Here is a 13,242-nt window from a genome sequence, read left to right on the forward strand (position 1 = left end):
CATCAACTCGGGGGTGCGGGGTCGCTCCGCGGGCGCGGGGAACCGTGTGATCGGCCCCCACCCGCCCGCACGTGTCCGCGGTCCGGAATCCGCTTGAGCACCGCCAAAAGTAATGGCTAACCTCCCCGTATGGCCCTTACCTTCCAGCTGGACCCGCGCCTCACCCCCGCCCTCCGTGACGGCATCCTGGCCCTCTGGGCGGACGTCTCCAACGCCGGTGGAGCCGTCGGGTTCGTGCCCCCGGTCTCGCCGGAGGCGATCCGTCCCGAGCTGGTGAAGCACATGGCCGGCATGGCGGAGGGCCGGCAGCGGCTGCTGGTGGGGTTCGACGCCGCCGGCGAGCCCGCGGCCACCGCGTTCTTCAGCTTCAACACGCACCGCCTGATGACGCACTGGGTCTGGCTCTACACGGTGATGGTGCACCCCTCCCACCAGGGCAAGGGCTACGGCCGTGACCTGATGAAAGCGGCGGAGGAGGCGGCCCGCGGCTTCGACGGCATCGACGCCGTCCGCCTCACCTGCCGCGGCGGCCTCGGCCTGGAGCACTTCTACGCGGCCTGCGGCTACAAGGAGGTCGGCCGTGTACCCGGTGCCATCCGGGTCGCCCCGGACGACCACCGCGACGACATCACGATGCTCCTGCCCCTGGACTGAGCCGTCCGCACCCCCGTGCAAGATCGCCCCCCGACCGTGCTTCACTGGACGGTGGCCTTTGGAAACGTCCGGAACGGAAACGGAAGAGTGGATTGAGATGCTCCGCTACACACTGATGCGCCTCGGGATCTTCGTGGGCTGCTTCGTGGTCGTCTGGGCCCTCGTCTACTCCGGCATCGCCCCGCGTGGTCTCGGCGCCTCCAACGGCATGTGGATGATCATGCTCGCCCTCGTCGTGTCCGCGCCGATCAGCTTCGTCGCCCTCCGCAAGGAGCGCGACCGGGCCTCCGCCCGGATCGCCCCGCGCCTCGACCGTTCCATCGACCGCTTGAAGTCCAACATCGCCGCCAACCGCGGTCAGGAGGACGAGGCGGACGACGTCGCCCGTTCCCGGGACGAGGACGGCGCGCCCACGGAGACCGTCGACGACGAGACGGCCAAGCCTTCCCGGACCGCCGGCGCGTCCGAGACGGCCGAGGCGACCCCGTCCGCGTCGGGCCGTCCCGCCTCGTAACGCGCCGCCCCGCGGAAAAGCCGGCCGGGATCTTTCCCGGCGGCAAAACCGTACGCTTGCCCGCATGGGTGCTGTGAAGAACAAACGGATGCCCCGGGCGGTGCGGGAACAGCAGATGCTGGATGCGGCCGTACGGACGTTCGGGCAGCGTGGCTACCGGGCCGCCTCCATGGACGAGATCGCCGAACTGGCGGGCGTGTCCAAGCCGTTGGTGTACCTCTACCTGAACTCCAAGGAAGACCTCTTCACCGCCTGCATCCGCCGCGAGGCCCAGGCGCTCAGCACCGCCGTACGCGAGGGCGTCAACCCCCGGCTGCCCGCCGACCGCCAACTCTGGGAGGGGCTGCGGGCGTTCTTCACCCACACCGCGCGCAACCCGGATGCCTGGGCGGTTCTGCACCTCCAGGCCCGTACGCACGGCGAGCCCTTCGCCGCCGAGGTCGCGGCGATGCGCGAGGAGATGGTGGCGTTCGTGACGGGGCTGATCCTGGCCGCCGCCCGTGAGGCCCGCCGCGACCCGTCCCTCCCCGAACGCGAGGTCGCCGGCCTCGCCGAGGCGCTGGTCGGTGCCGCCGAGGCCCTCGCCGCCTGGGCCAACGCCACGCCCGGCCTCACGGCCAGACAGGCCGCCGCCACCCTCATGAACTTCGCCTGGTCCGGCCTCGGCAACCTGATGGACGGCCGCCCCTGGACCCCACCGGCCGACCTCGCCACGCCGTAGGTCCTCCCGGTCTCCGTACCGCGCGCCCCCACGCCTGCGCCGGCGCTCAGTGGATCAGCGGATACACGCTCCCCGCCACATGCACCCGCTCCCCGCCCCTCCGGTCCGGGCCGCGCAGTTCGAAGTCGCCGCCGGGGCGGCCCTCCGCCGCGTAGGTGACGGTGCTCGGGAGGGGGACCGGCGCCCGGAACTCGGCCCGGACCAGGACCGCCGGGGGCGTTCCGTGTTCGGCGAGGCAGCGGGCGACCGTCCACATGCCGTGGGCGATGGCGCGGGGAAACCCGAACAGGCGGGCGCCGAGGGGGTGGAGGTGGATGGGGTTGCGGTCGCCCGAGACCGCCCCGTAGCGCCGTCCGACATCCGGGGCGAGCCGCAACTCGGCGAGGGCGGGGAGCGGCGCGGGCGCCGGACGCGCGCTCTTGTCGACGGCGCCCGGGTCGAGGTCCGTCCGGTGCCGGGCGAGGTACGTACTGCGGGACTCCCAGGCGATCTCGTCGCAGCCGCACTCACCGCGGGCGTCCCGTACCTCCGTCACCACCGCGGCCTCGGTACCGCGTCGGTGGGGCGTCAACCCGTCCACGTACACGCTCAGTTCGTACTCCCCGGTGGCCGGCAGCCGACGGCGGCGGGTGATCTCGACCGAGGTGTGGACGAGCCCGAGCAGGGGCAGCGGGAAGTCACGGCCGGACATGATCCGCATGGCGAGCGGGAAGCCGAGCACATGCGGATAGGTGAGCGGGACGGCGTCCTCACCGGTGGGGAAGCCGCAGACCCGTTCGTATGCGGCGAGATGCGCGAGATCGATCCGTACGCCGGGCAGGACGAGCCGGTTCAGGCGGTCGAGGCGGCCGACCGTGCCGTCGCCGTGCCGGGCGGCCGTACGGGGCAGCCTGCGGCTCTTGCAGGGGGAGAGCAGAGCGCCCCGGGCGAGGAGGGGCGGCAGCAGAGGGGGGCCGGTGAGGGTGAGCTGAGGCATCGGACCGTTTCCCCTTTGCAGCGCCGCGTCCTTACTCCCAAGTCAGGTTACCCGAGGTAAAGGCCCGGCGGAGCAGGTGTGTGAGCGTGGGAGACGAGTGACCCTCGGGTCGTGTCCACGCATCCTTGACCTGCGGCGGAGCGCTCCGCGACACTGCACATCCCCGCCCCCGGAACATCCCCGGACCACCCCCGCACTCACACGAACCTCACACACCGGCCCCGTACGATCCGGGCACACCGAACGCCCAGGAGCCGCCCGTGTCCCAGCTCGATCGCAGCGAACCCCTGCTCGTGGAACCCGAGTTGAAGCGGCTGGACGGCACGGTACGAGAGGCGTACGTCCCCCCGCTGGTCACGCCCGGGGCATACGGCTCGCTCGCGGACATCCCCTTCGACAACGCGGACCACGAGCCCGGGGCGGTCGTCCTCAGCCGCAAGGACAACCGGGGCGGTGCTTCCGGTGACGGCCGCGAGGACGCCGACGGGAAGGGCAAGGGCAAGGGGAAGGGGAACGGCAACGGCAACGGGAGCGGGGACGCGGGTCGTTGGCGGGACGTGACGGCGGCGGAGTTCGCGGCCGAGGTGCTCGCCGTGGCGAAGGGCCTGATCGCCGAAGGCCTGATGCCGGGCGACCGTATCGCCATCATGGCGCGGACGACATACGAGTGGACGCTGCTCGACTTCGCGGCCTGGGCGGCGGGCCTGGTCACCGTGCCCGTCTACCCGACCTCCTCCGTATTCCAGACCCGCTGGATCCTCCAGGACTCCGGCGCGGTCGCCCTCGCCGTGGAGACCACCGGTCAGGCCGCCGCCCTCGGCCCGGAACTCGACCGCATCCCCGACCTCCGCCACATGTGGGCCTTCGAGAAGGGCCACATGGAACGCCTCGCCGAGCGGGGCCGGCACGTGTCCGACCAGGAAGTCGCCGTACGACGCGGGGTGCTGGGCCCCGACACCCTCGCGACCCTCATCTACACCTCGGGCACCACCGGCCGCCCCAAGGGCTGCGCGCTCACCCACGGCAACTTCTTCGCGGAGATCGACAACGCGATCGACCTCCTCTACCCGATCTTCCGCGCGAAGACCGACGAGGAGGCCTCCACCCTCCTCTTCCTCCCGCTCGCCCATGTCTTCGGCCGGATGGTCGCGATCGCCTGCATGCGGGCCCGCATCCGCGTCGGGCACTCGCCGAGCTTCCGCACCGAGGACCTGCTCGCGGACCTGAAGTCGTTCCGCCCGACCTTCCTGCTGCTCATCCCGTACGTCCTGGAGAAGGTCTTCAACACGGCCCGCGCCTCCGCCGAACGCATGGGCCGCGCCTCCTCCTTCGACCGCGCCGCCGCCGTGGCCCGCCGCTACGGCGAGGCGCTGGAGTCCGAGCAGCACGGCACCGGCCCCGGCCCCACCGCCTTCCTCAAGGCGGCCCGCACCTTCTACGACCCCCTGGTCTACCGACGCATCCGCAACGCCCTCGGCGGCAGGGTCCGTTACGTCATCTGCGGCGGCTCCCCGCTGGGCCGCCGCCTGGCCGCCTTCTTCGCCGGCGCCGGCATCGACGTCTTCGAGGGCTACGGCATGACGGAGACCACCGCGGCCGTCACCGTCACCCCGCCGGTCCGCCCCCGCCTCGGCACGGTCGGCCGGCCGCTGCCGGGCACACGTGTGCGCATCGCCGCCGACGGCGAGGTCCTCCTGCAGGGCGGCCAGATCTTCCGCGGCTACTGGGACCCCCAGGCCGGCGGGGTCGTCCCCACGAGCCCCGACGGCTGGTTCGCCACGGGGGACATCGGCCGGCTCGACGACGACGGCTACCTCACGATCACCGGCCGCAAGAAGGAGATCCTGGTCACCGACAGCGGCAAGAACGTGGCCCCGGCCCCGCTGGAGAACTGGCTCCGCTCCCACCCGCTGATCGCCCAGGCCATGGTCATCGGCGACCGCCGCCCGTACGTCACCGCCCTGCTGACCCTGGACCCCGAGGGCATCACCCACTGGCGCCAGATGAACGGCAAGCACGCGGTGCCCGCCGAACTCCTGGTCGACGACCCGGAGCTGCGCATGGTCCTCCAGCGCGCCGTCGACGAGGCCAACCGCCTCGTCTCCCGCCCCGAGTCCATCCGCCGCTTCACCGTCCTCCCCGGCGGCTTCACGGAGGAGGCGGGCCATCTGACTCCGTCGATGAAGCTGCGGAGAGAGGCGATCGAGGAGGCGTTCGCGGGGGAGATCGAGGCGTTGTACGAGAGGTGAGGGCGGCGGATCGGCGCAGACGGCGGTGACGGCGAGTGCTCCGACGGGGAACGGACGCCGGGGCGGTGGAGCAGCAGCCCAGTTTCACAGCTCCGTCTGGGCCAAGATGGACAAGAAGCCCGGTGAAGGGGCGATCATCACCGCCCGGACGGACCAGTTCCGCTCGGGATTCGAGGTCTACTACTCCAGGACCTATGACCGGTGGGCGTTCAATCAGTACTCCGCCGACACCGAGGTGATTGCGATGAGGGGCGCTTCTCGCCTTCGTTCTTCACCCGCAAGCGACTGACCGAGGTCACCACCCAGGTCTACGACGGCAGCGGATACAAGAAGGTCGATTCCTGGAAGCTGGCTCACCGCTGGGGCCAGGCTGACGTCGACTACCAGTTGCTGCTGGACTCCATCCAGCGGACAGGGCACACCGCCGATACGGCGATCACCCTGCCGAAGACCACCCTTGTCTACTCCCAGTACTCCAATCGACTCGACAAGGTGGGCGACGGCCACGCCCCCTTCGTCAAGGAGCGCCTGTCGAGCATCGCCGACGAGTCCGGCGGCCAGATCAGCGTCAACTATTCGAACCCGGCCTGTGCCTGGGACGCGCTGCCGACCCCGAAGAGCAACACCAGCCGCTGCTTCCCCCAGTACATGGGCGGTAGCGCCACCGAGGACCCTGAACTCCATTGGTTCAACAAGTACGTGGTCGACTCGGTCGTGGCGTCCGACCGTACGGGTGGCGCCCCTGATCAGGTCACCTCGTACGACTACCTGGGCGGCGCCGCCTGGCACTACGACGATGACGACGGACTGACGAAGGAAAAGTCCAAGACCTGGTCCCAATGGCGCGGCTACGGACGCGTGCGTGTCCAGACCGGTGGACCTGGCGGCCCGTCCGCGATGAAATCGCAGCAGGAGACGTACTTCCTGCGCGGAATGGACGGCGACCGCAAGGAACCCAGCGGCGACACCAAATCAGTGACCGTCACTCTCGGCGAGGGCGAGGGCGACCCGATCACCGACCATGAGTCAGCGGCCGGCTTCGCCTACAAGACGGTCAGCTACTCGGGGCCGAACGGCAAGGTGCTCTCCAAGACCGTGAACCGTCCCTGGCACCACGAGACGGCCAAGAAGGTCCGCGACTGGGGCACGGTAACGGCCAACTTCACCGGCACCAGGCACACGAAGACGTTCACCTCACTGGACGACGGGGCCGGCGCCGAATGGCGCATCACCTCCACTGCCACGACGTTCGACGAGGTCGCCGGTCGAGTGACCCACATCGACGACTTCGGTGACAACTCGACCTCTGACGACAACCGCTGTACCCGAACGAGCTACCAGCTCAGCAGCACGCTCAACAACATCCTCACGCTTCCCTCCCGTGTGGAGACCGTCGCCAAGTCCTGTGACAAGGCGGCAGGCCCCGGCGACGTGATTTCCGACGTCCGGAGCGCCTACGACGGGGGCGCTTACGGTGAGGCCCCCACCAAGGGCGACGCGACCGCCAGCGCGCTGCTGAAGAAGTACGACGGCACCACAGCCGTCTACCTGGAGTCCGGTGCCACATTCGACTCCTACGGTCGCCAGCTGACCAGCACCGACCTCACGGCAGACGTGAAGGTCACCGCAGGCGGTGTCCTGACCCGGACGACGCGCAGCGACGGCCGTACCACCAAGACCGAGCGAACTCCCGCTACGGGCTTCGCAACCACCACAAAAGTGACGACGCCTCCTGCCACGGCGGGTAACGCGAGCTCGGCGCAGACCTCCACCACCACGCACGACATCCGACGAGGACTGCCCCTGGCCCAGACCGACACCAACGGCAACGTCACCAACTTCGCCTACGACGCCCTGGGCCGCTCCTCCAAGGTGTGGCTGGCCGACCGGTCGACCGGCCAGACGCCGTCCTTCGAGTTCACCTACACCATCGCCGAGAACAAGGCCGTTGCCGTCGGCACGAAGGCGATCGGCAACGGTGGGGCCCAGAGAACGTCGTACGTCCTCTACGACGGCTTCCTCCGCCCGCGTCAGACCCAGGAACCGGGACCGGCCGGACAAAGCCTGGTAACCGACGTCCTCTACGACGAGCGTGGTCTGATCAGCAAGGAATTCGCCACCTACTACGCCAAGGTGGCTCCCTCCACTGTTCTGTTCGCGCCCGACGACGCACTGACCGTCGAGACACAGACCTGGTACCGGTACGACGGACAGGGACGTTAGATCGAGGCGAAGCAGGTCGCAGGAAACGCGGACGGCGGACAGGTCCTGGCCACCACCACGACCATTCACGGCGGTGACCGCACCACGGTAATTCCGCCGGTCGGAGGCACGGCCAGCACCACGATCTTTGACGCTCGCGGCCAGACCACCGAACTGCGCCAGCACCGAACGCGCAGCGCGAGTGCAGCGTTCGACACCACCTCCTACGGCCACACGCCACGCGGTGAACTGAAGAAGGTCACCGACCCCGAAGGCAACGCCTGGGAGTACACCTACGACCTGCTCGGCCAGCAGATCAAGTCCGTCGACCCGGACAAGGGCACGACGATCAGCGAGTACGACGACCGCGGCCAGCTCACGAAGGTCGACGACGCTCGCCCCGGGGCTCCTGTGCTGTGGTTCGGTTACGACAACCTGGGCCGCAAGACCGAGACCAGGGAGGACGGGTCCGGCGGCAAACTGCTGAGCAAGTACGTCTACGACACGATCAGCAACGCCAAGGGGCACCTGGCCGAATCCACTCGCTACAGCGGTGGCAACGCCTACACATCCAAGGTGCTGGCTTACGACCGTCTGTACCGCCCGCTGCGCACCTCTGTGACGATCCCGTCCTCGGAGGGGGCGCTGCAGGGTACTTATGTGGCGACGACCTCTTACACGTTGTCGGGGCTTGTCGAGGGTGCCGGGTATCCGAAGGCCGGTTCCCTGCCAGCCGCGACGGTCGCCTACGCCTACGAGGACGCCACGCTGCGGCCGATCAGGATCGATGGGCCTCAGGGGCTCAAAGCCACGACCGATTACACAGTGACCGGACAACCCAGGGACCACCAGTTGTCCAGCGGCGGCGGTAAGAGTGTCCTCGTCAACAACGCCTATGAGATGGGTACCAAGCGCCTTGCCAACTCGACCGTCCATCGCGAGGGCGTCCCGGGCTTCGACAAGAGCAGTACCTACGACTACGACGAGGTGGGCAATGTCCTCTCGGTGTCGGACGTCTCCCGTTCCGGCACCGACACCCAGTGCTTCACCTACGACCACCTGCGTCGCCTGACCGAGGCATGGACCCAGGGCACCACCACCTGCGCCACCGCCGCGACCGCCAGTGTGCTGGGCGGACCGGCCAAGTACTGGCACTCCTACACCTATGACGCCGTGGGCAACCGTCGTACCGAGACGCTGCACGACGTCACCGGTGACGCCGCCAAGGACACCAAAAGGACCTATGCCTACCCGGGTGTGGGTAAGGCAAGGCCGCACGCCCTGACCTCCGTCACCGAGGCCGGCCCCGAGGGCACGGCGCTGCAGAGCTACGGGTACGACGAGGTCGGCAACACCACGACCCGCACCCTCGGTGGCGACACCCAGACCCTTCTCTGGGACACCGAGGGCCACCTCGCCAAGGTGACAGAACCGGTCGAAGGAGGCGCGGACAAGGTCACGGAGTACCTCTACGACCCCGACGGCAACCGGCTCATCGGCAGAACCTCGACCGAGACGACGCTGTACCTCGGAGCCACGGAAATCACCCTGGCCAAGGGCTCCACCACCCCGAAGGCCACCCGCTACTTCGACCTGGGCAGCGGCAACCAGGCGGTGCAGAAGGACGACGGGTCCATCTCCTTCACGATCGCGGATCACCATGGAACGGGTGAACTCTCGATCGAGGCTGCCACCCAGAAGCTCACCCAGCGCCGCACTCTGCCCTTCGGAGGAATCCGCGGTGACGCCCCGACCAACTGGCCGGGCACCAAGGGCTTCGTGGGCGGCACGGACGACACCAAGGTCACTGGCCTCACCCACCTCGGCGCCCGTGAATACGACCCGGCCCTCGGCCGCTTCATCAGCGTCGACCCCCTCATGGAGATCGACAAGCCCCAGACACTCAACGGCTATACGTACGGGGCCCAGAACCCGCTCTTCTTCACCGACGCCACCGGACTGGGTCTGGCCTGTGGGCCGGGATTCGACGCGGGGTGCGGCACCGGGGTGGTCACGCATGGCGACGGCACCTTGTCCAAGGACGGTCGTCCTACCGGGGGCGGCACCATTTACAGGCCGCGCAGGGGAGTGAACGGCGCGCCCATGAACGGGCCCGTGACCATCCAGCCCTATGGCCAGTCAGTCACGATCCAAGGTGTCTACATCCCCACGCAGGAAGAACTCGCCGCGGAGTTCCCCTATTACCACGAGAACATTGACTTCCAGTACAACCTGGAGAACTGGGCCAGGACTCAGTGTCCTCCGTCCAAGGCCTATGGAGATTTTTGCTCCGCAGTGGGCAAGCTTGGCTGGTTCGGAGGCAACCCCGAGATTGACGTCCTCGAAGTGATCGGGGTCCGCTCCTACGTCGACTGCTACAACGGCAAGGGGTGCAAGGATGCTGCAATTGATGCGGGAATCTCAGCCGCCGGTTACGGTCTGGGGAAGCTGGCCAAGGTCACGCTCAACGTCTTCCAGGCGGCCCTGAAACGTTCGGACAGCGCTGCCATCGGTTGCCTCATCGCGGCTGCACACAGCTTCGTCGCCGGCACCGAAGTTCTCATGGCCGACGGAACGACCAAACCCATCGAGGACGTCGAGATCGGCGACAAGCTCACGGTCACCGATCCGACAACCGGCGAGACCACGGTGCGTGAAGTCGCCGGGACCATCGTCACCGAGGACGACAAGCACTTCGTCGACCTCACGATCGAAACAGCCAAGGGCACCTACTCCTTGGTCACGACCACAACCCATCCCTTCTGGTCCGACTCCGACGGCACGTGGGTAGACGCGGGCGATCTCAAGCCGGGCATGACCATCCGCGCTGCAGACGGTTCTGCCGTACCGGTGGTCAAGACGCGCGAGTTCGCAGAGCGGCAGCGCACGTTCGATCTGACGATTAGCGATATACACACGTACTATGTGCTCGCTGGTCAGACGCCGGTACTCGTTCACAACAGCAACTGTTCTCCATTCACCGATGGAGACATCTGGGACGGATCATTCAATGTTGGAGGGCAGACGGTTGAGACCATGGCGACCGTCAGGGTGGCCGGAGACACCGTGCATCTGGACGGGCTGATGGTCTTCCCGGCGGGGACCCAAGGGCTGAGCCGCGCCCCGATCGGGCCAGATGCAATCCGCCAGATGAAGCGCTCCGTCGCTGAGCAGGCGAGATCCCAGGGGTTTAGCACCGTCGTGCTGAACTATGAGCGGCATATCCCCAAACCGGACGGCAGTATCTACAAGCGCCCGGGGTCGATGACCTTGGACGTCGCAAAGATCCTAGGAGATTAGAGAGTGGACCGGTCTCGACTGGACGGTTTGGCATCGAGCATCACGGGCCGAGGGCAAGTGGAGCGGGAACCGGTATTCCGGGAACTGCGGGAACTTGGCCTGTCGCCGATCGAAGCGATCTACGTAGCTTCTCGTGTGCTTGGCCTGTCTTTGCCTGAGGCGAAAACTGCGATCTATGCGAGCGCTGCCTGGCGCGATCAGCAGGAGGATTGGCAGCGGCTTCAGTCCGGCCTCGAAGAGTGAAGATGCTCACCAGCCTTAAGTGGCGATAGCAAATTTGAAGCCCCGTCAGGTGCGTCCTGGCGGGGCTTCTGCGGTGGGTGACGGCAGTAGTTGACGGCAACGTCAGTGGAGGGTGGCTCCGCACAGCGGCGGGTCGTCGCTGTCGTCGCGGGTCGACTCGTCGTTGGCAGGACCGTCAAGGGCGGTGCTGAGGGTGTCGATGGCGTCGCGCTGGAGGCGGAGTCGGACGTGGGCGTAGACGGTGGCGGTGACGCCGATGTGGGCGTGGCCGAGGAGTTCCTTGATGACGACGAGTTCGACGCCCTGTTCCAGGAGCAGGGTGGCGGTCGAGTGGCGGAGGTCGTGGAAGCGGATGCGGCGGAGGCCGGCCTTGCGGAGGAGCGTGGTGAAGGTGCGGGTGAGGTTGGTCGGGTCGATCGGTCCGCCCTGGGGAGTGGTGAACACGTGCCCGTTGTGCTGCCACGTGGTGCCTGCGGCCTCACGCTCGCGCTGCTGTTGTTCGTGGTGGTGCTTCAGTGACTGGAGGCAGCGGGCGGGGAGGGCGATGCGGCGTTCGGAGGCTCGGGTCTTGGTGGGCAATGTGGTGAGTCCGCCTGTGCTGGTGCGCTGCAAGGTGCGGCGGACAGCGGCCGTGCCCCGGTCGAGGTCGAGGTCTTTCCAGCGGAGGCCGAGGAGTTCGCCTTTGCGGAGTCCGGTGTGGAGCGCGAGTTCGAACAGGGCATGGAGCCGGTGTCTGCGCGCGGCTGTGAGGAACTGGCGGGCTTCGTCGGTGGTGAGGGGTTCGAAGCGTCGGGGCCGGGGGTGTGCCGGTGCGGACGTTACGGGCCACGTTGCGAGGGATTTCTTCCTCGCGTACGGCGTGTTCGAGTGCGGATTTGAGTACGGAGTGGATGTAGGTCAGCGTCAGCGGAGAGAGCCGCTTGGAGCAGCACGTTCCGACGGCGCAGCAACGGGGCTCATCACGGCCCGCATCGATGCCGCGCGCGCAGCACTGGCAGGTGGTGCGGAGCTGGTTGAGCCAGGTGCGGACGTCCTTTGCAGAGAGCTTGGCGAGCTTCTTCTTGCCCAGGCCGGGGACGAGGTACCGGTTGACGCAGGCGGTGTAGCGGGTGTGGGTGTTCTCACGGAGGTGGTGGACGGCAACGGCATCGAGCCAGTACGTCAGGTACGCGCCAACGCTGCCCTGTGCGGAGGGCACGGGGAGGCCGCGGTTGCTGGTGGCGATCTTCTCGGTGAGCTTGGCCAGGGCTTCCTTCCGGGTGGTGCCGTAGACGCGGACGCGGCGGCGGGTGTTGCCCGGCGGCGAGGACGTATCCGGCGGCTTCCCAGCGGCTGTCCTTGCGCTGGTAGACGGTTCCGTCGCCGTTGGCGCGGGTTCGGCGGGAGGCGGGGGTGTCGCGAGGTGTGGTCATCAGGCGGCTTCCTGTTCGAGGCGGGTGCGGATGAAGTCGTTGAGGGAGTGGGTGGGGATGCGGCGGGCGCGGCCGAGGGTGATCGAGGCGAGCTGGCGGGTGCGGAGCAGGTCGTAGACGGCGGACCGGCCGAGCTGGAGGCGTGCCATGACCTGTGGCACCGTCAGCAGTTCCTCCGGTGTGCTCGGCCCTTGGTGGGGCGCGGCGGGTGCCTGCATGGTTATCAGCAACCCCCTTCGGCGATGAACTGCCGGGCGAGTTCTCTGCGGTGCCAGACGGCGGCGGCGAGGAGTGCCGCGCCGGGGCTGTAGCCGGTGCCCTGGTAGGCCCAGTGGCCGACGACGAGGGTCGTGTCCGGGTGGGGCTTGGGCAGGCCGGCGTGGGCGCGGGCCTGTTCGGTGCGCCAGGCGCGGCGGGCGTCGCGCAACGCGCCGGGGGTGGTGGAGTAGCTGCGGGATTTGGTGGAAAAGTGGCCCCGGAAGCCGAGCATGTGCGCCCACTTCCAGAGCTTCAGGTCGGCGAACTCCGGCAGCCTGCCCAGCTCCCAGCAGGTGCGGATCATCTGCCGCACATGGCGGGCAACGGCGAGCCGGGGCAACGGGCGGGCCTGTCCGGTGCCGCCGCAGGCGGTGCACGGCAGCGGGGTGCCGTGGGGCAGGAGGGTGGCGCCGCGTCCCTGACAGGGGCGGCAGAACAGGGCGCGGTCGAGGGCGCCGGAGGCGTCGGCGGACTTGGTCGCGTACTTGGCCACGTAGGCGGCCACGGCCTGGTCGGTGAATTCGGCGCAGGGCGAGCTGTTCAGAGTTTCTTTACTTGATCAAGGGCGTCCCGCTGACGCGGGCCGCCGCGCGCCGGCGGTCGGTGACCGCCGCCCGCTCCTGTCTGCCGCCCCGCTGGCGACGGCCGCCGACCACTCGGCGCGCAGGGCCCAGAGGCATAGGCCGGACTGTCAATCGGAAGCCCCGCTGTTC

Annotated in this window: 7 protein-coding genes and 3 pseudogenes; 6 read left to right on the plus strand and 4 right to left on the minus strand. The window is 68.4% G+C overall.

Going from position 1 to position 13,242, the window contains the following annotated elements:
• Positions 1–129: 129 nt before the first annotated feature.
• The 3 genes from AC067N_RS24990 (at position 130) to AC067N_RS25000 (ending at position 1,889) form a co-directional block, all read left to right on the plus strand.
• The gene (locus AC067N_RS24990) at positions 130–654 is read left to right on the plus strand and encodes an N-acetyltransferase family protein (RefSeq protein WP_478681115.1); all 525 of its coding nucleotides are present in this window, start codon (positions 130–132) and stop codon (positions 652–654) included.
• A 97-nt stretch (positions 655–751) separates the two neighbouring features.
• Positions 752–1,168 carry a DUF4229 domain-containing protein gene (locus AC067N_RS24995; RefSeq protein ID WP_478681116.1) on the plus strand — a complete coding sequence of 139 codons (417 nt, stop codon included), beginning with the start codon at positions 752–754 and terminating at the stop codon, positions 1,166–1,168.
• 64 nt (positions 1,169–1,232) lie between these two features.
• Entirely contained in the window at positions 1,233–1,889 is a 657-nt protein-coding gene (locus AC067N_RS25000) for a TetR/AcrR family transcriptional regulator (RefSeq protein ID WP_478681117.1), read from the plus strand.
• Positions 1,890–1,935: 46 nt separating this feature from the next.
• Here AC067N_RS25000 and AC067N_RS25005 read toward each other — a convergent pair whose 3' ends face one another.
• Positions 1,936–2,865 (minus strand): MaoC family dehydratase, encoded by a 930-nt coding sequence (locus AC067N_RS25005; protein ID WP_478681118.1) that lies wholly within the window; start codon positions 2,863–2,865, stop codon positions 1,936–1,938.
• Positions 2,866–3,125: 260 nt separating this feature from the next.
• Between AC067N_RS25005 and AC067N_RS25010 the strand changes: the two genes are divergently transcribed.
• The 3 genes and pseudogenes from AC067N_RS25010 (at position 3,126) to AC067N_RS25020 (ending at position 10,859) form a co-directional block, all read left to right on the plus strand.
• On the plus strand, positions 3,126–5,114 hold the full coding sequence (locus AC067N_RS25010) for an AMP-dependent synthetase/ligase (protein ID WP_478681119.1): 1,989 nt from the start codon (positions 3,126–3,128) through the stop codon (positions 5,112–5,114).
• Between the two features lie 240 nt (positions 5,115–5,354).
• Positions 5,355–10,616, plus strand: a pseudogene (locus AC067N_RS25015) (polymorphic toxin-type HINT domain-containing protein); the annotation flags it as partial.
• 27 nt (positions 10,617–10,643) lie between these two features.
• Positions 10,644–10,859 carry a P-loop NTPase family protein gene (locus tag AC067N_RS25020; protein ID WP_158685673.1) on the plus strand — a complete coding sequence of 72 codons (216 nt, stop codon included), beginning with the start codon at positions 10,644–10,646 and terminating at the stop codon, positions 10,857–10,859.
• Positions 10,860–10,961: 102 nt separating this feature from the next.
• On the opposite strand, the pseudogene AC067N_RS25025 reads toward AC067N_RS25020, so the two are convergent.
• The 3 genes and pseudogenes from AC067N_RS25025 to AC067N_RS25035 all read right to left on the minus strand — a co-directional run.
• Positions 10,962–12,271: pseudogene (locus AC067N_RS25025) on the minus strand (tyrosine-type recombinase/integrase).
• Positions 12,271–12,489 (minus strand): helix-turn-helix domain-containing protein, encoded by a 219-nt coding sequence (locus AC067N_RS25030; RefSeq protein ID WP_478681120.1) that lies wholly within the window; start codon positions 12,487–12,489, stop codon positions 12,271–12,273. Before AC067N_RS25030 ends, AC067N_RS25025 begins: the two are co-directional and overlap by 1 nt.
• Before the next feature lie 5 nt (positions 12,490–12,494).
• Positions 12,495–13,055 (minus strand): annotated as a pseudogene (locus AC067N_RS25035) (replication initiator); the annotation flags it as partial.
• Positions 13,056–13,242: the final 187 nt, after the last annotated feature.

The sequence above is a fragment of the Streptomyces sp. NPDC042364 genome (assembly GCF_056437585.1).

What these genes read in the sequence shown, in the direction of transcription:
- AC067N_RS25005 (WP_478681118.1), bottom strand. Translation starts at nt 2,865, where the DNA reads ATGCCTCAGCTCACCCTCACCGGCCCCCCTCTGCTGCCGCCCCTCCTC.
- AC067N_RS25030 (WP_478681120.1), bottom strand. Translation starts at nt 12,489, where the DNA reads ATGCAGGCACCCGCCGCGCCCCACCAAGGGCCGAGCACACCGGAGGAA.
- AC067N_RS25000 (WP_478681117.1), top strand. Translation starts at nt 1,233, where the DNA reads ATGGGTGCTGTGAAGAACAAACGGATGCCCCGGGCGGTGCGGGAACAG.
- AC067N_RS24995 (WP_478681116.1), top strand. Translation starts at nt 752, where the DNA reads ATGCTCCGCTACACACTGATGCGCCTCGGGATCTTCGTGGGCTGCTTC.
- AC067N_RS24990 (WP_478681115.1), top strand. Translation starts at nt 130, where the DNA reads ATGGCCCTTACCTTCCAGCTGGACCCGCGCCTCACCCCCGCCCTCCGT.